Consider the following 18,514-nt stretch of genomic DNA (forward strand, 5'->3'; position numbering starts at 1 on the left):
GGGGGGGGGGGTATCCGATGCGTTGCGGGTTCGGATACCGCAGTCAGAACCCGAGGAAAGGAATAAATCAACGATGATTGCGCGATGGAACAAGGCCTTGGCGGCCGTGGCGGCCGTGGCAGCATGTGCGCTGTTCGCAGGAGGGCTCTCCGCCTGCGGCACGGGCGCATCCGTCAACGGAGACGCCGAGAACATCACCCTGGTCGTCTGGGCATCCCAGGAGGACCAGGCCAACGAGGACTCCTGGCTCCAGGAAATGGAGAAGGCATTCCAGGAGGAACACCCCGAATACAACATCACCTGGAAGAACCAGGTCGTCGCCTCCGCCGACGCCGCGGGCGTGGCCAAGCAGGACCCGACCGTGGCGGCCGACGTCTACTCGTTCGCCTCCGACCAGCTGGGCACCCTGCTGGACGCCGGCGCGATCGGCCAGGTCAGCGATCCGACGATGGCGCAGCTGGAGGGGCAGACGGAAGGCAGCGAGACCATGCTGGACACGGTGCGCGGCGAGGACGGCAACGTCTACGGCGTGCCGTTGGCCGGCAACACCTGGTTCATGTACTACCGCAAGAGCAAGTTCACCGAAGAGGACATCACGTCGCTGGACGCCATGCTGGCCAAGGGCAAGGTCTCCTTCCCGCTGACCAACTCGTGGTACGTGCCGGCGTTCTACATGGGCGCCGGCGGCGAGCTGTTCGGCCCCGACGGCACCGACGGCGCGGCCGGCGTGCAGTTCGGCGGCGAGATCGGCGCGGCCGTGACCGAGTATCTGGTCAACTTCCGCAACAACCCGAACTTCGTGCTGGACCAGAACGGTTCCGGTCTGTCGGGATTGAAGGATGGTTCGGTGGATGTGGTCTTCACCGGCAATTGGGACGCCGCCACCGTGCGCGCGAACCTCGGCGACGACTGGGGTGTGGCGCAGCTGCCCTGCTTCACCCTGAACGGCCAGCAGGTGCAGATGAAGGCGTTCGCCGGATCCACCGTGTACGCGTGGAATCCGTACAGCAAGCACCCGAAGGCCGCTGACCAGTTCGCCGCGTTCCTGTCCGGCACCTACTCGCAGGAGAAGCACTACACGATGCGCTCGGTCATCCCCTCGGACGTCAAGGTTGCCGCGACCCCCGAGGTCGAGGCCGACGCCGTGGCCCAGGCGCAGATTGATACGATCGCCAACACGTCGGTGGTCCAGCCGTCCATCTCGGAGATGAACAACTTCTGGGTCCCCTGTGAGAACTTCGGCAAGGCCATCTACAACGGCGAGGTCACGCTGGACAACGCGGCCGAGCAGACCGAGCGGTGGATGGCGTCCTACGAGAGCCTGATGTGACGCAAGGAAGGGTTTGAACATGGAAGCAACCGTTTCGCCACGCCCCGCCAAGCGTGGCCTGATCCGCCGCAAGACGGACTATATCCCGCCGTCGCGCTACACGCTGCGCGCGGCCGCCAAGGACGGCGACGCCCTGACGCGCCTGTCGTTCCTGATCTTGGGCGCGGGCAACCTGGCCCGCAAGCAGATTGTCAAGGGCCTGCTGTTCCTGGCCGTCGAGATCGCCTACATCGTCTACATGGCGACGGTGGGCGTCGGCAGCCTCGGCACGCTCGTCTCATTGGGGTCGCGCACCCAGACCCGCCAGAAGATCGACGGCTACTGGTACTACGACGCCGGCGACAACTCCGTGCTGCTGCTGACCGCCGGCGTGGCCACGGTGTTCATCACCGTCCTGTTCGTGGTGTTCTGGTCGTACGCGGTGCGCAGCGCCTACAAGGCGCAGGTGCTCCAGCGCGAGACCGGCGCCGCGCCCACGCTGCTGGACGACTGGCGCAACCTGACCGACCGCAACGCGCAGGTCTCGATGATGTTCCTGCCGGTGGTGGGCATCCTGGTGTTCACCGTGCTGCCGACACTCATCATGATCTGCATCGCGTTCACCAGCTACGACTCCGACCACGTGCTGCTGTTCGACTGGGTGGGCTTCAAGAACTTCGGTTCGCTGTTCGCCGAGACCGGTGCGGTGACCGCCAACCAGTTCGTGCGTGTGCTCGGCTGGACGCTGATCTGGGCCATCTTCGCCACGTTCCTGAACTTCTTCTTCGGCCTGTTCCTGGCGATGATCATCAACCGCAAGACCACGCGCTTCAAGGGCATGTGGCGGTCGATCTTCTCCCTGTCGATGGCCGTGCCGCAGTTCGTCTCCCTGCTGGCCATCAACCAGATGCTCCAGCCGGAGGGCGCCATCAACAGCACGCTCGAATCCTGGGGCTGGATCACCGAACCGCTGCCGTTCTTCACCGATCCGACCTGGGCCCGCGTGACCGTGATCGTCGTGAACCTGTGGATCGGCATCCCGTTCACGATCATGCAGATCACCGGCATCCTGCAGAACATCCCCGCCGACCAGTATGAGGCCGCCAGGATCGACGGCGCCAACTGGTGGCAGACGTTCACCCGCATCACGATGCCGTATCTGGTGTTCGTGCTCACCCCGTACCTGATCACCACGTTCACAGGCAACGTGAACAACTTCAACGTCATCTACCTGCTGTCCGGAGGCAACCCGACCGCCGTCGGCGACACCGCCGGTTCCACCGACCTGCTCATCACCTGGCTGTACAAGCTCACGGTGGATCGCGGCGACTACAACCTCGGCGGCGTCATCGGCATCTTCACATTCGTGGTGCTGGCGATCGTCTCGCTGATCACCTACCGCAGCAGCGGATCCTATAAGAACGAAGGAGGCTTCCGGTGAGCCAAGCAACCCAGTCGGCCACTGTCAAGGCCGAAAGCAATCCGTTCCTGCACGACCAGCGCAAGCGGCGCATCGTGGGCGATGTGCTGAGCCACCTGCTGCTCGTGGTGCTCGCCGTCATCTGGATCATCCCGATCGCGTGGGTGGTCATGGAGAGCTTCAATGCGAACCCGGGACCGTACAACCCGTCGTTCTTCCCGGAGGAGTACACGCTGGACAACTACATCCAGCTGTTCACCGACACGCACATCCTGAACTTCCCGAAGATGTTCATGCACACGTTCATCATTGCGGTGATCTCGTGCCTGATCAACGTGTTCTTCGTGCTGTGCGTGGCGTTCTCGATGAGCCGTCTGCGCTTCCGCTTCCGCAAGTCCTTCATGAACGTGGTGCTGGTGCTCGGCATGTTCCCGAACATCATGTCCGTGGTCGTAATCTACTTCATCCTGAAGTCGCTGGGCCTGACCCAAGGCATCGGCGTCACCGTCGCGCTGATCCTGGTCTACTCCGCCGGCGCTGGCGCGGGCTTCTACGTGATGAAGGGCTACATGGACACCATCCCGATGTCCCTGGACGAGGCCGCCGCGCTCGACGGCTGCACCCGCTGGCAGACCTTCCGCCTCATCATCCTGCCGGTGTGCAAGCCGATGCTCGTCTACCAGGCCCTGACCGCGTTCCTCGGCCCCTGGCTCGACTTCGTGATGGCCAAGGCCATCTGCCGCACGCAGGACAACTACACGGTGGCGCTGGGCCTGTACCAGATGCTCAGCCGTGAGTACCTCAACTCCTGGTTCGCGCGATTCGCGGCCGCCGCCGTGATCATCGCCATCCCGATCGCCATCCTGACGATCGTCATGCAGCGCTACTACCAGGAGGCCATGTCCGGCGCCGTCAAGGGCTGAGCCGGCACATCCGATCACACATCCGCCAGGCGGGCGGAGGCGGGAACCCGCTCCCGCCCGCCGCGGAGGACCCGGGGCAACGGCCGTTGCCCCGGACCTGTACCATCGTTGTCATGCAAGGAGTTCCGATGACGCAACCCCGTGATTACCAACGTTCCACGGTCAATCCGATCTCCATGTTGCCCGCGTACGACGGCGAACTGGGCGCACGCCTCACCGCCGACGGCACGGCGTTCACCGTCTGGGCACCCACCGCCGAATCCGTGACGCTGCGACTGTTCGCCACCGGTTCCGACGACGAGTCGGGCGCACGCACCATCGCCGAGCGTCCGATGGCGTCCGGCCCGCGCGGCACCTGGCACGCGGAGATCCCGGAGCGGCTGGCGGGCGTCTACTACGACTTTCTGGTCGCCTTCCCCGACGGCACCGTGAACCGCGCCGCCGATCCCTGGGCGCGCGCGGCCGGCGTGAACGGTGTGCGCAGCATGGTCATCGACCTGACCCGAACCAACCCCGAGGGATGGGACGAGGACCGCGGCCCCGATATCCCCGACGGCGAACTGGTCGTATGGGAGACTCATATCGGCGACTTCAGCAACGACCCGGACTGCGGGGTGCCCGCGGAACATCGCGGGCGGTTCCTGGCCTTCACGCACGATGGGACCCACATCACGGGCGATCCCGCATCGCCCACCTGCCTGAACTACCTCAAGCGCCTCGGTGTGACCTGCGTGCAGCTGCTGCCGTTCTACGACTACGGCTCCGTAGACGAGACCCTGCCCGAGGACGGCCAGTTCAACTGGGGGTACGACCCGGTCAACTACAACGTGCCCGAAGGCTCCTACAGCACCGACCCCTACCACGGCGAGGTGCGGATCCGCGAATGCAAGACGATGATCCAGGCCCTGCACCGCGCGGGGTTCAAGGTCATCATGGACGTGGTCTACAACCACATGTACTCCGCCGACAACTGGTTAGAACGCATGGTGCCCGGCTACTTCTGCCGCCGCGCGGACGATGGGGCGCTCGCCAACGGTTCCGGCTGCGGCAGCGACACGGCCAGCGAACACGCAATGTTCGGCCGGTACATCGTCGATTCGGTGACGTACTGGGCCCGCGAATACCACATCGACGGCTTCCGCTTCGACCTGATGGGCCTGATCGACGTGGAGACCATGAACGCCGTGCGCGCCTCGGTCGACGCGCTGCCGAACGGGCGGGGGATCCTGCTGTACGGCGAGCCGTGGTCGGCCACCGACTCGGCCGTGGAGCCCGGGACGATCCTGGCGAACAAGGGCGGCGTGTCCCGGCTGGGCCGCCGCATCGGCTGGTTCTGCGACGCCACGCGCGACTCGATTAAGGGGCATGTGCTGTACGCGGAGCAGGCCGGTTTCGTCAACGGGCTCGGCCGTGCGTTCGCGCCGTCCGTGCGCAAGGCGGTGGACGCCTGGCACGGCGCGGTGGGCGAGCCGAAGGACCCGATGCAGCTGGTGCAGTACGTCTCCGCGCACGACGACCTGACGCTGTGGGACAAGCTGTGCGCCACGATGTGCCCGGGCGGGCCGACGGAGGCGGATTACGCGGCTTGCGGCACGTGCGGCGGGGTGGCCGGGGAAGCGGCGGGTCCTGTCGGTGGCGGCGCGGCGGACGATGCGGTCGGCGGCGAAACCGGCGGATGCCACGGTGACGTCGCGGACATGCTGGCGGCCAACGCCATGGCCGCGGGCCTGGTGATGACCGCGGCCGGCTTGCCGTTCCTGCTGTCCGGCGAGGAGTTCGCCCGCACGAAGCTCGGCTGCTCCGACTCCTTCGACCGGCCGGCCTCGCTCAACCTGCTGGATTGGCGGCGCGCCGTGCGGATGGCGCCGCTGGTCGATTGGTACCGGACGTTGATCGCGCTGCGGCGGTCGCATCCGGAACTGTGCCGGGGCGCGCACATCCCGCTGCCGTCCGCGGACGATGTGGTGGCGTACCGTGTCGGCGATTTGGTGATGGCGGCCAACGCAGGGTACGGGGAGTCCACGCTCGATATGACGGGCGGGGCCGCCTCGGACGGCGAATGGGCTGTTGTCGCCGATTCGACCGACGCGCTGGCCGGGCGGGCCACGCCGCCGGATGCCGGTGCCGAAACCGGGCACGGCGCCCGCGGGACGGCCACGGTGACGTTGCCGGCACGGTCGTTTACGGTGTGGCAGCGGTGCGTCGACGATGCACAATAGGAATGCCGGCATAGGGCGCGATGGGCTGACGGACAACGTTGACGGAAGGACATGTGAACACGATGAACGAATCTGTGGCCGGGCATGATGCCTCGCTGGACAACGCCAAAGGCATCACCACGTTCGCGATGAAGATCGTCGCGCTGCTGCTGGTCATGCTCGGGTCGTTCAGCACCGCGGTGCTGCTGCCCGGCGTCGGCGATCTGGCCACGGCGGATATGGGCGCGCTGACCGGCGTGGTGGTGACCGACGCGTTCTCCTGGTGCGCGGTGCCGCTGTATGCGTGGATGCTGGTCAACGGATTCCGCCGCACGCACGCCGCCGGATGGTACCTGGCCAGACTGGCTGTGCTGGCGGCGGTGTCCGAGGTGCCCTACGACATGGCGACGTCGGGGCGGTTCTTCGACATGACCTCGCAGAATCCGGTGTGGGGGCTGTGCATCGCACTGATCGCGCTGATGGTGCTCCGCGCGTTCCAGGGGCGCCGCGACGTGGCGTCATGGGCGATTCGGATTGCGGTGCTGCTCGCGGCCACGTTATGGGCGTACCTGTTCAATGTGGGGTTGCGGCTCGGTCTGGTCGGCGAGGGGCTGATGACCCTGGTGTTCGCCGTGATCTTCTACACGCTGGCCAGGCGCGAGAACACGATGATGCTCACGGCGGGCGCGTTCGGCGCCTGCATGTTCATCCTGCCGGTGCTGGGCGTGATGCTGCTGCACTGGCGCTCGCGGAGGGAGGGATATCCCGCCCCGTGGGTCAAATGGCTGTTCTACGTGCTGTATCCGCTGCAGCTGCTGGCATTCGGGCTGGTCGGCATGGCGTAGCCATTCACTTGCAAACGTTAGCATCATGCGGTAGGCTGTGGCGTGTACCTCCGAGAGCGTTGTGGCTTCGGTCGCAAGGCGTATCGGGCGGGTGTGACGTTCCGAGAAAACACGAAAAACATGGGATTGGTGACGGTTGCCCCTGACGTTTCGTCGATGCGACGCTCTAGAATCTAAGCGGATAGATTTATAATGCAAGCGCTAGCATCACGAGGTCGTCCTCGCTGGCGACGCATCATCACATCACTGCAGAAAAGGTGAGAACCGATGACTGATAGCAATGAAGCTCAGAATCAGACGCAGACCGCCCAACGGGAGGAAAGCCCGGCGCGCCTCAAGCGTCCGCTCATCCGCCTGGCCAAGGCGTGCGGCGTCTCTACGTCGTATATCGACCAGCTCGGGGCCTACGTCGAAATCCGTGACGAGGTGCTCGTCGCCGTACTGGCGTCGCTGGGCGTGGACGCCTCGAACCCCGCGGCCATCAGCAAGTCGCTGCTGGAAACCGAATGCCGTCAGCGCGAACAGCTGGTGCCCCCGACCGTGCTGGCCATCACCGGCCGGGCGAACAACGTGCCGCTGCGCTGCTCGGCGGACGCGCTGGTGGCGCTGACACTGGCGTTGGAGGACGGAACCGCCTACGCCGGCGACCTGCGCGCGAACCTGCGCGTGCACAAGGACGCCGACTTCGGCGAACAGCTGGAACTCACGCTGCCGGACGACCTGCCGATCGGATACCACACGCTCAACGTGCAGGTCGGCGGCGTGCAGCGTCGCGCCACGGTCATCGTCGCCCCGCCCCGCATCGAACTGCCCGAAGCGGTGCGTCAGCGGCAGCGTTGGGGGTGGATGACGCAGATGTACTCCGTGCGGTCGGCCGATTCCTGGGGTGTCGGCGACTACGGCGACCTGAAGCGGTTGGCCGCCGACGCCGGTGAGAAGTCGCACGCCGACTTCATGCTCATCAACCCGATCCACGCCGGCGCCCCCGTGCCCCCGTTGCAGCCCTCGCCGTACTTGCCGGAGTCACGCCGGTTCCTCAACGTCACCTATATCCGGCCGCAGGACATCCCCGAATACGCGGCGCTCGACGACGCGACCCGCGCGCAGGTCGAGGAGCTGCACGCCTCGGTGGCCGCCGCCAATGACAGCGCCGAGCCGATGGACATCAACGCCTCGTGGGACGCCAAACGTCAGGCGCTGTGGCTGATTTTCTCCGCGCCGCGCTCCGGGGAGCGCGAGGCGGCCTTCGCCGAGTTCAAGCGCGCGGCGGGGCCGGACCTGGACGCCTTCGCCACCTGGTGCCTGGCGTTCGAGGTGTGGGGCGCGCCGTGGGAGGAGAACTCGTGGTTCTTCCGCACCGACAAGAACTCGCCGGCCGTGGCGGCCCTGGTGCGTGACCACCATGACATGTTCGAATTCCAGCGCTGGCTGCAGTGGATCGCCGACGAACAGGTGGCCGCCGCGCAGCAGGCCGCCAAGGACGCCGGCATGGCGCTCGGCCTGATGCAGGACATGGCGGTGGGCGTGCACGCCCTCGGCGCCGACGTGTGGTGGAGCCCCGAACGGTTCGCCGACGGCGTGACTGTCGGCGCCCCGCCGGACTTCTACAACCAGCTCGGCCAGGACTGGGGGCAGCCGCCGTTCAGCCCGCAGTATCTGGAATCCACCGGTTACCGCGTCTACCGTGAGATGGTGCACAACATGTTCGCGCACGCCGGCGCCCTGCGCATCGACCATGTGCTCGGCCTGTTCCGCCTGTGGTGGATCCCGCGCGGCTGCACCGCGCGCGACGGTGCCTATGTGATCTACAACCACGAGGTCATGCTCTCCATCCTGGCGATCGAGGCCTCCCGCGCGAACGGTGTGGTCATCGGCGAGGATCTGGGCACCGTGCCCGAATACGTCTCCAAGGTGCTGGCCGAACACGGCGTGCTGGGCACCGCCGTGGAATGGTTCTCCCGCGTGGACAACTCCCCGAACGCCGGCGACCCGTACGCCCCGCCGGAGGACTACCGCAAGTACGCGCTCGCTTCCGTGACCACGCATGACCTGCCGCCGACGGCGGGCTATCTGAAGCTGGAGCACGTCGATCTGCGCGAGGAGCTCGACCTGCTCAACGAGCCGGCCGAGCAGTTCCGCGCCGAGGTACAGGCCGAGATCGATCAGATGCTGGCGCTGCTGGTTTCGCGCGGATACCAGCCGCAGGAGGTGGCCGACGGGCTGAAGGCCGCCTGCGCGCCGGACGCCGACGATGCCGAGACGGCCGACCGCGAGGCGCTGATCCAGCGTGTAGTGGAGGCCATGCACGTCATGCTGCGGGATTCGCCGAGCGTGCTGGTGCAGGCCGCTCTGGTGGACGGCGTGGGCGAGCACCGCACCCAGAACCAGCCGGGCACCAGCTGGGAGTACCCGAACTGGCGCATCCCGCTGGCCGACGAGACCGGGCGCGTGGTGCATACCGAGGAGGTCTTCGACCTGCCGCGGGTGCAGTCGTTGGCCGCGGCGCTGAACCGCTGAGACGGGCTTCGCACTACCTCGGGTTTGAAATTTCAATCGCCGGAATATCAACCCTCCGGCATAGAAACCCCGAGGTAGTGCGAACCTGCCTCTGCGCTACTGGAGGTCTTCCCCCAGAAGCCAAGCCGCATATAAGGGAATGCTGCGGATACCGTTGCCGACACCGAAGTTACGTGCACTGACACGCACGAGATACGGCGGATGGTAGCGTTCCCGGAATGATTCGAGGCTTCTGGCGGTGACGTTGCGTCCGGACTTGACCTCGATGGGGATGACGTCGCCTTGTTTGGCGCGGGCGATGAATTCGACCTCTGCTTTGCTGGTAGTACCCCAGTAATATACGGATGAATCCGAGGCGACGAGCTGCTGCAGCACATAGTTCTCGGTGATGCCTCCGCGGAATCCGGCTGCCTTGTCCGTCGCCGGTTCCAGATCCTGCGGGATGGCTTCATACTGCGCCGACAGCAATCCGACATCAGCTGTATATATCTTGAACGAGCTACTGTTCTCGAAGGTTTTCAGCGGTGCCGTGGCCTCGGTGACTTGGGTGCATCGCATGATGATGCCCGCAGCGTCCAGCCATGCGATGGCATTCTCGTATATTGCAGCCCGGCCCCCCGACTTGATGAGCTTGTACTGAAATTTATGGTTCTCCTTGGCCAGTTGCTGGGGAATGCTGTTCCATACGGCCATGATGCGCGGCGTTTCCGTGGGTGTGGCGTACTTGGCCATATCCGCGAGATATGCCACGTTGATTTCCTGCTGCTTGTTGCGCGCAGATTCCAATGCGTCGATGCCGGGGGCATCATTGGCGACGTATGCCGAGACGATTTCCGGCATGCCGCCGATGAGCTCATATTCATGGACAAGCTGCATGGCGCGATCATGCAGGGCGAACGCCTGATCTGGGGCGTTCTCATACGCGTCGCGTATGGCGTCGGCCAGACGTGTTTCTCCGCGTGCCCACAGGAACTCTTCAAAACTCAATGGGCGCAGCTGCAGTAAATCGACCTTGCCGACGGGGAACGAGTACAGCTCGCGTTTGAGGGCGACGCCTAGTAAACTACCGGCTGCCACGACGTGGTATTGCGGTGCGTCATCGCAGAAATATTTCAACGAGGTCAACGCTCTTTCGCACAACTGTACTTCGTCGAAGACTATCAATGTGCGATCGGGGTCAATGAGGGTATGCAGAAAAACCTCCAGCTTGGGCACGAGCTCGGCTGGCGCGAGTGAAGCGTCGAATAAGGCCGCTGCTCGGGCGTCCCGGGAAAAGTCGATGTAGGCCAGAGAATCGTAACGGTCTGAGGCAAGCTGTTTGATGGCGTAGGTTTTCCCCACCTGCCGTGCGCCGAAAATCACCAAGGGCTTGCGGTGCGATGACTCGCTCCATGCCTGAAGCTTGTGGCTGATGGCGCGACGCATGTTCGGCATGGGATCCTCCTTGGCTATGAACAGAAATTAGTGTAAAAGTATACACTTTTTTCCGGAAAAAAGTGTAGAACTTGACATTATTTTCCGCTGAGGTGGTTGGTGAAGTGGAGTAAATGAAGGCGGTGTTCGCACTACCGCGGGGCTGAAATTTCACGTGGCGGAATATCAACCCGCCGCCATTGAAACCCTGCGGTAGTGCGAACCTGCAACACGGATGATAACGTTTGCACTATTTGCTACACTGATACTCGGATTACGGTGCATTTGCGTCGGATCAGATGTTGACAGCGCTGTACATCATGTGTGGCCGAAAGGAGCTGTATATGACCCTGAACAACACCCATGCGGACTGGTGGAAGCAAGCGGTGGTCTACCAGGTCTACCCGCGTAGCTTCAAGGACGTGAGCGGCGACGGTCTGGGCGACATCGCCGGCGTGACCGACCGCATCCCCTACTTGAAGGAACTGGGCGTGGACGCCATCTGGCTCTCGCCGTTCTATCCGTCCGAGCTGGCCGACGGCGGATACGACGTCATCGACTACCGTGACGTGGATCCGCGGCTGGGCACCATGGACGACTTCGACGCGATGGCCGCCGCCGCGCATGAGGCCGGTATGAAGGTGATCGTGGACATCGTGCCGAACCACACCTCCGACGGGCACGTCTGGTTCCAGGAGGCGCTGGCGGCGGAGCCCGGTTCCCCCGCCCGCGACCGGTACATCTTCCGAGACGGCCTGGGCGAGCACGGCGAGCTGCCTCCGAACGACTGGCAGTCGATCTTCGGCGGCGGCGCCTGGGAGCGGGTGCCGGACGGCCAGTGGTACCTGCACATGTTCGCCAAGGAGCAGCCGGACCTCAACTGGAAGAACCCGGAGGTCCACGAGGAGTTCAAGAAGACCCTGCGCTTCTGGTCGGACCATGGCGCGGACGGGTTCCGCATCGACGTGGCGCACGGCCTGGCCAAGGATCTCGACAGTGCGCCGCTGACCGAACTGGCGTTGAAGGGCAACCCGCTGGAGGGGCTGTGCCACGACGGCACGAATCCGCTATGGGACCGCCCCGAGGTACATGACATCTACCGCGAATGGCGCGAGGTGTTCAACGAGTACGACCCGCCGCGCTTCGCCGTCGGCGAGGCCTGGGTGGTGCCCGAGCACCAGCATCTGTACGCCTCCGAGGAGGAGCTGGGACAGGTGTTCAACTTCGAGTTCGCCAAGGCCGACTGGTTCGCCGAGGACTTCCGCACCGCCATCCGCGAAGGCTTGGAATCCGCCGAGGAATCCGGCTCCACCACCACCTGGGTGATGAGCAACCATGACGTGGTCCGCCACGCCAGCCGGTACGGCCTGCCGCAGGTGAAGACGCAGTGGTACCACCAGTTGGCCGACGCCTGGCTGCTGCGCAGCGGCTCGAACTTCTTCGAGGACCGCGAGCTCGGCACCCGCCGCGCCCGTGCCGCGATCATGATGGAACTCGGTCTGCCCGGCTCCGTGTACGTGTATCAGGGTGAGGAACTCGGCCTGTTCGAGGTGGCGGATATCCCATGGAACCGCTTAGAGGACCCGACCCCGTTCCGCACTGACCACGGCCGCACGGCCAAGGGGCGCGACGGCTGCCGTGTGCCGCTGCCGTGGTCCGCCGCCGACGAGCCGACCCCGGCGCCGTGGGATGCGAAGTTCGGCACCGGCGCCTCGTTCGGCTTCTCTCCGGCCACGCGCCCCGATGGCACGCCCGCCGCCGACCCGCATCTGCCCCAGCCGCTGTGGTACAAGGATTTCGCCGCCGATGTGGAGGACTCCGATCCGGATTCGATGCTCAACCTGTACCGCAGGGCCATCGCGTTCCGCCAGCGGATGCTCACCCCGACCGGCGATACGTCGATCCGGTGGATCGGGGATTCCGAGTTCGGCGACAAGGCGGGCCAGGTGGTGGCGTATTCGCGCGTCAGCGCCGATGAGGGCGGCGACCGCTTCGCCAGCATCACCAATTTTGGGCCGGATCCCGTGGAGCTGCCGGCCGGCGAGATCATCTTTTCCTCGGAGCCGATCAGCGGGTTCATCCTGCCCGCCGATACCACCGTGTGGATGATGATCTGAGCCAGCGCGCTTCCCGCGCCCCTAGACTCCTTGGCCCCTCGGATTTCCCGAGGGGCCCTGTTGCATGCGGCCTTGGGTTTGGGTGTTTGCTCGAATCTGGGGATTCGGACAATATGGCGGGATGGGTGTGCCCCAGCCTGCTGGTCTTGTCGGGGCGGGTAACGGCGGGCGTGGCAATTACTATGCATAACCGTCAGGCGTGTTTTGCGAACGTTTGCACTATACTTGCGTGCAAGCGTAATCATCCATTGAAGCACAATGAAACAAAGGAGTTGGAAGCACATGTCTTTTCAAGACTTTCAGGGTTTTGGCCGCTTCCTGCGGGGCATGCATCCCGCAATGAGTCCGACCACCACGCTGCAAGGTGAGCACTGGCGCATCGGACTGATCACCGAATCCCTGATCCGTTTGGAATGGTCCGACAGCGGCGAGTTCGAGGACCGAGCCACGCTGATGGCCGTCGACCGCGCCTTCCTGCCGTCTGGTGCCGTGGATTACACCACCGGCGAACGCGACGGGATGCTCGTCGTCGAAACGCCGGCGTTGCGTCTGACCTACGACCGCAAGCCGTTCAGCAAGGAGGGGCTGACGATCGTCGTCAAGGGCGTGCCGGACTCGCAGTTCAACACCTGGCATTACGGCGACGATCCCAAAGGCAATCTCGGCGGCACCGCACGCACGCTCGATGAGGCCGACGGCGCGATTCCGCTCGGACAAGGCGTGATCTCCCGCGATGGCTGGGCCGTGCTGGATGATTCCGCGTCGAACGTGTTCGTCACCGCCGACGCGGACGGCAACCTGCCCGACGGCGTCGTGGCGTACGGCGGCATCGGCGTCGCCCCGCGCGACCATCGCGAAACCGACATCTACTTCTTCGGCTACGGCCGCCGCTACCGCGAGGCCGTTCACGACTTCCAGAAGCTGTCCGGGCCCGCGCCGCTGCTGCCGCGCTTCGCACTCGGCAACTGGTGGAGCCGCTACTACCGCTACTCGCAGGACGAATACCTCGATCTGATGGACCGGTTCAAGGCCGAGGGCATCCCGTTCACCACCTCGGTGATCGACATGGACTGGCATCTGGTCGACGACGTCGACCCGCGCTTCGGCTCCGGCTGGACCGGCTACACGTGGAACCGCAAGCTGTTCCCCGACCACAGGGCGTTCCTCGAGGGGCTGCACGACCGCGGCCTGAAGACCACGCTGAACGTGCACCCGCGCGACGGCATCCGCGCCTTCGAGGAGCCGTACGCCAAGGCCGCGGCGACCGTGGGCGTCGACGCGGAGGCACAGGAGCCGGTCGAGTTCGACCTGACCAACCCGAGGTTCGTGCGCGCCTACTTCGACATGCACCACGACCTGGAGACCGAAGGCGTCGACTTCTGGTGGCTCGACTGGCAGCAGGGCGGCGTGACCCGCCAGCCCGGCCTCGACCCGCTGTGGGTGCTCAACCACCTGCACTATCTGGACTCCGGCCGCGACGGCCGTTGGCCGTTGACGTTCTCGCGCTTCGCCGGACCCGGCTCGCAGCGCTACCCGGTCGGCTTCTCCGGCGACACGGTCGTGACCTGGAAGTCACTGAAGTTCCAACCGTACTTCACCGCCACCGCCTCGAACATCGGCTACGGCTGGTGGAGCCATGACATCGGCGGCCACATGTTCGGCTACCGCGACGAGGAGCTGGAGGCCCGATGGTACCAGCTCGGCGTGTTCAGCCCGATCAACCGCCTGCACTCCACCTGCTCGCCGTTCTCCGGCAAGGAGCCGTGGAACTTCCATGAGCCGGTGCGCTCCGCGATGGTCGACGTGCTGCGGCTGCGCCAAGCGCTGATGCCGTATCTGTACACGATGAACTGGCGCGCCGCCGTGGACGGCGATCCGATCGTCGAACCGATGTACTGGGCCAACCCGAATCTGGGCGAGTCCTACGAGGTGCCCGACGAGTTCCGGTTCGGCACCGAGCTGGTGGTGGCGCCGGTGGTCGATCCGATGGACAAGGCCTCGATGCGCGGTAAGGCCGATGCTTGGCTGCCGCAGGGCGACTGGTTCGATTTCTTCGACGGCCGCCGCTATGTAGCCGCCGATCCGGCGGGCCGCCGCCTGGCGGTGTGGCGCACAATCGACCGGATTCCGGTGTTCGCCAAGGCCGGCGGCATCGTGCCGATGCAGTCCGATCCGCTTTCGGATATGACCGTGAACCCGCGTGCGTTGGATGTGGTGATCTTCCCCGGTGCGGACGGCTCGTTCGCCATGCGCGAGGACTCCGGCGAGTTCCGCGAGGTGTGCGCCGACGCTGCTGCGGCGCAGGAATCCGCCACGGCCGTGACCGCCATGACCTGGCAGTGGGATGATGGGCGCTCCCCGCAGTTCGTCATCGAAGCGCCGACCGGCAACACGTCGGTGGTGCCGGAACGGCGCGACTGGACCCTGATCTTCCGCGGCGTGGCCCGCTCGGCCATGCAGGTGATCGTCGGCGGCGAAGCCTGGGACAAGGACCTGGTCGGCACCACGGTGGTGGATTACGATGCGGAGACGCTGAGTCTGAGCGTGAAGCTATACGACGTGCCCTCCTCGTCGCGGATCCAGGTGCTGTTCCCGCAGGGGCTTGCCCTGGCCAAATCCCCGACCGAGGCGGACTGCGAACGCATCCTGTTTGACGCGCAGATGCTGTACACCACCAAGGAGCATGCCATGGCGCAGATCAGCCGCTACGGTGTGGCCGCGATTCCGGGACTGCGCACGCTGGAGCGCGAGCAGTGCAATGAGCGTGACTTCTTCCAGTCGCACATGCCCGAAAGCGTGATCGGCGCGCTTGAGGAGGTGCTGCTGAGGGGTTGATTCCCGGAGGCGGTTCGCACTACCTCGGGTTTCACATTCAGGACCGGCGGAATTCCGCCGGTCCTGTTATAAAGTTGGAGGTAGTGCGAAGCTGCTCCACGCTTCACAACGAGTTCTTTGACCGTTAGCTCCAAACGTCCGTGTTGTCGCATGGCTGCGACAACACGCCGTCTAGCGTTACGCTGCCATTGTTCCAACCAGTTTTGGTGGTGGATTTGCCACTTTGCCAACTTTCGGTCGACGAGGACCGCAATCCCGCATGTAACACCGAGGCCCGGATACGTAGTCGCTTGCGGTTCATGGAGAGTTCGTTGCCCATTGCAATTGTTCACCGTTGCGTGGCGATTCCGTCAGCTGGGCGACGGTTTGGCGTCCTACCGTGCGTGGTGGAGAAGCCGGAAGGGTCGGGAAGCCTGACATGACCGGAATCCCGAGGGCGGTCGTAACCCGTGGGGAACGCGGCCGGCCTCGTCGTGAAGCCAACGAAAAGAGGCATGAAGTGAACAAGCATCACGTGTTGAAGGGAACCGTGGCGGCGCTCGTCGCCACCGCCATGCTCGCTGGCGTCAGCGGCATGGCCTATGCGGCCGACGGCAAGTCCGCCGCCGAACTGGCCGGCCACGGCGCCGCGCAGCGCATCGCCGGCATGTACGGCAACCAGAACGCCAAGAACGTCATCCTGTTCATCGGCGACGGCATGGGCGATTCTGAGATCACCGTCGCCCGCGACTACCTGCACGGCGCGAACGGCTCATTCGACGGCCTTGACAAGATCGGCCAGCCGTCCTCGTACGGCGACACCACCGTCGGCACCGGCCAGTACACCACGTTCTCGCTCGGCAACGGCATCCAGGACAAGGGCAACCCGACCGTCACCCCGGTGACCGACTCCGCGGCCTCCGGCTCCGCCTGGGCCACCGGCACCAAGACCTACAACAACGCGCTCGACGTGGACGTCTACGGCAACCCGCAGCTCAACCTGACCGAGCTCGCCAAGGCCGCCGGCAAGGCCACCGGCAACGTGACCACCTCCGAGATCCAGGACGCCACCCCGGCCGCCCAGATGTCGCACTCGACGCTGCGCTCCTGCTACGGCCCGCAGGGCAAGACCGACGGCTCCAGCAACAACGCCGCCGACCAGTGCGAGGTCGCCCAGCTCAAGGAGAACGGCGGCATCGGCTCGATCTCCGAGCAGATGCTCGACACCCGCGCCGACGTGACCATCGGCGGCGGCGCCAAGTACCTGCACCAGACCGTGCAGGGCGGCGAGTACGCCGGCATGACCGTGTGGGATCAGGCCAAGGCGATGGGCTACGAGACCGTGGAGAAGGACGTGGACGCGCTCAACGCGCTGGAGTACACCGGCAAGCCGGTCCTCGCCCTGATGGCGGGCGGCAACCTGCAGACCCAGTTCGCCCCGTCCGTGGCCACCAAGAAGGACCCGGCCAAGGATAAGGACCCGATTCAGTGCAAGACCAACCCCGGCTGGCTCGGCAATAAGAACGCCAACGGCAATTCCGCCTCGCTGGCGGATATGACGGCCAAGGCCATCGACCTGCTTGAGGCCAACCCGAACGGCCAGAAGAACGGCTTCTTCCTGCAGGTCGAGGGCGCCTCGATCGACAAGCAGGACCACAACGCCAACGCCTGCGGCCAGATCGGCGAGACCGACGACCTCGACAAGGCCATCTCCGCCGCGCTCGCCAAGGTCGACCTGAACGAGACGCTGATCATCGTGACCGCCGACCACGCGCACACCAGCCAGATCGTGGAGGAGCAGCCGAACTACGCGCTGAGCACTGTGCTGAAGTCCCCGGTCGACGGCGCCAAGATCACCGTGTCCTACGGCACCTCGCCCGACCAGATGTACGCGAACGATGACGACCCGAAGTTCGACGAGGTGGAAAGCTCGATGTCGCACACCGGCACCCAGCTGCGCATCGCCGCCTCCGGCCCGGGCGCGCAGCGCGTCAACGGTCTGACCGACCAGACCGACAACTTCTTCACCATCGCCAACGCCCTCGACCTGGCCGAGACCACCGACCAGATGAAGGCCCTGTCCGACGGCGCCGACGCGAACCTCGTTGTCGACGAGAACGGCCAGCGCGTCGAGTTCTCCGGCTTCGACGGCGATGCGTCCGTCACCTACACGGTCACCGACCCGACGAACAACGACGCCGTGATCGCCACCTCCGGCGAGGCGACCGACCCGGTCTCCGGCGTGCGCGTCCGCACCGACCAGACCATGAGCATCGACCTGACCGGCAAGCTCACCGAAGGCAAGACCTACCGCGTGACCATCACCGGCCGCCAGTCCGGCAAGGTCGTGGCCAAGGACTTCCAGGCCCCGGCGGCCGCAGCCGGCGACGACTCCCAGGTCGTGCCCGGCGAGACCGTCGAGAACCCCGGCGACAACACCTCCGCCGCCGGCCAGCAGACCGGCGTGGCCGGGGTGCTCGGCAAGACCGGTTCCGCGATCGCTGCGGTGGTCGTGCTGATCGCCGCGCTGGTCTCCACCGCGCTCGCGCTGAAGACGGTCAAGGGCCGTCGTCACTGAGTCCGCGGCGCGGATGCGCGGCCGTATAAGGATATGACGGCCGTTACGCGACCGTCCGCCTGAACAGAGGATAAGCCCTGCGGATTGATGCCGCAGGGCTTTTCGCGCGCTTGGCCGGCAGCGGCACGCGCCGGACCGTCGTGTCCGCGCGAACGCCATGCAGGACGGCCCTCGCCTGGTCCGGTGGCGCGGTGAAGCGCTCGCCCGTGCGGATGCCGGAGCCGGTGAGGCGGACGGCGGTCTTTGCCGCCGTGCCAGAAAATTCCTCCCCAATCCGGGAATAAACACTTGCGCCGTAAAGTTGAGTGGTGTAGGCTCAAGTTTTGGAAGCACCCAGAACCTGGGCGTAGGACGTAACTGACAACGAATAAAGGAGCGAA

10 protein-coding genes are annotated in these 18,514 nt (G+C 65.2%); 9 read left to right on the forward strand and 1 reads right to left on the reverse strand.

Going from position 1 to position 18,514, the window contains the following annotated elements; genetic code table 11:
- The first annotated feature begins 73 nt into the window (after positions 1-73).
- The 6 genes from B4C31_RS00335 (at position 74) to malQ (ending at position 9,212) form a co-directional block, all read left to right on the forward strand.
- On the forward strand, positions 74-1,330 hold the full coding sequence (locus B4C31_RS00335; RefSeq protein WP_291530864.1) for an extracellular solute-binding protein: 1,257 nt from the start codon (positions 74-76) through the stop codon (positions 1,328-1,330).
- A gap of 19 nt (positions 1,331-1,349) precedes the next feature.
- Complete coding sequence (locus tag B4C31_RS00340; protein WP_291530865.1) at positions 1,350-2,750, forward strand: carbohydrate ABC transporter permease; 1,401 nt, start codon at positions 1,350-1,352, stop codon at positions 2,748-2,750.
- On the forward strand, positions 2,747-3,652 hold the full coding sequence (locus B4C31_RS00345) for a sugar ABC transporter permease (protein WP_033507012.1): 906 nt from the start codon (positions 2,747-2,749) through the stop codon (positions 3,650-3,652). Before B4C31_RS00340 ends, B4C31_RS00345 begins: the two co-directional genes overlap by 4 nt.
- Before the next feature lie 128 nt (positions 3,653-3,780).
- Entirely contained in the window at positions 3,781-5,871 is a 2,091-nt protein-coding gene (locus B4C31_RS00350) for an alpha-amylase family glycosyl hydrolase (RefSeq protein WP_291530866.1), read from the forward strand.
- Between the two features lie 62 nt (positions 5,872-5,933).
- Positions 5,934-6,695, forward strand: coding sequence for a TraX family protein (locus tag B4C31_RS00355; RefSeq protein ID WP_288922805.1), 762 nt, complete (start codon positions 5,934-5,936; stop codon positions 6,693-6,695).
- Positions 6,696-6,962: 267 nt separating this feature from the next.
- Entirely contained in the window at positions 6,963-9,212 is a 2,250-nt protein-coding gene (malQ, locus tag B4C31_RS00360) for a 4-alpha-glucanotransferase (RefSeq protein WP_291530867.1), read from the forward strand.
- A 96-nt stretch (positions 9,213-9,308) separates the two neighbouring features.
- Here the strand turns inward: malQ and B4C31_RS00365 are convergent, their stop codons facing one another.
- Positions 9,309-10,646, reverse strand: a complete 1,338-nt coding sequence (locus B4C31_RS00365) for an ATP-binding protein (RefSeq protein WP_291530868.1) — start codon at positions 10,644-10,646, stop codon at positions 9,309-9,311.
- Between the two features lie 323 nt (positions 10,647-10,969).
- On the opposite strand from B4C31_RS00365, the gene B4C31_RS00370 reads away from it, so the two are divergent.
- The 3 genes from B4C31_RS00370 (at position 10,970) to phoA (ending at position 18,134) form a co-directional block, all read left to right on the forward strand.
- On the forward strand, positions 10,970-12,742 hold the full coding sequence (locus B4C31_RS00370) for an alpha-amylase family glycosyl hydrolase (protein ID WP_291530869.1): 1,773 nt from the start codon (positions 10,970-10,972) through the stop codon (positions 12,740-12,742).
- A gap of 339 nt (positions 12,743-13,081) precedes the next feature.
- The gene (locus B4C31_RS00375) at positions 13,082-15,577 is read left to right on the forward strand and encodes a glycoside hydrolase family 31 protein (RefSeq protein WP_291530870.1); all 2,496 of its coding nucleotides are present in this window, start codon (positions 13,082-13,084) and stop codon (positions 15,575-15,577) included.
- A 499-nt stretch (positions 15,578-16,076) separates the two neighbouring features.
- Complete coding sequence (gene phoA, locus B4C31_RS00380; protein ID WP_291530871.1) at positions 16,077-18,134, forward strand: alkaline phosphatase; 2,058 nt, start codon at positions 16,077-16,079, stop codon at positions 18,132-18,134.
- Positions 18,135-18,514 lie beyond the last annotated feature (380 nt).

The organism is Bifidobacterium sp. UBA4282 (genome assembly GCF_002394995.1).
GTDB classification, from domain to species: domain Bacteria; phylum Actinomycetota; class Actinomycetes; order Actinomycetales; family Bifidobacteriaceae; genus Bifidobacterium; species Bifidobacterium pullorum_B.

Bases quoted from the DNA above. Each gene is read 5' to 3' on its own strand.
- B4C31_RS00335 (WP_291530864.1), top strand. From the start codon at position 74: ATGATTGCGCGATGGAACAAGGCCTTGGCGGCCGTGGCGGCCGTGGCA.
- B4C31_RS00340 (WP_291530865.1), top strand. From the start codon at position 1,350: ATGGAAGCAACCGTTTCGCCACGCCCCGCCAAGCGTGGCCTGATCCGC.
- B4C31_RS00350 (WP_291530866.1), top strand. From the start codon at position 3,781: ATGACGCAACCCCGTGATTACCAACGTTCCACGGTCAATCCGATCTCC.
- B4C31_RS00355 (WP_288922805.1), top strand. From the start codon at position 5,934: ATGAACGAATCTGTGGCCGGGCATGATGCCTCGCTGGACAACGCCAAA.
- malQ (WP_291530867.1), top strand. From the start codon at position 6,963: ATGACTGATAGCAATGAAGCTCAGAATCAGACGCAGACCGCCCAACGG.
- B4C31_RS00365 (WP_291530868.1), bottom strand. From the start codon at position 10,646: ATGCCGAACATGCGTCGCGCCATCAGCCACAAGCTTCAGGCATGGAGC.
- B4C31_RS00370 (WP_291530869.1), top strand. From the start codon at position 10,970: ATGACCCTGAACAACACCCATGCGGACTGGTGGAAGCAAGCGGTGGTC.
- B4C31_RS00375 (WP_291530870.1), top strand. From the start codon at position 13,082: ATGAGTCCGACCACCACGCTGCAAGGTGAGCACTGGCGCATCGGACTG.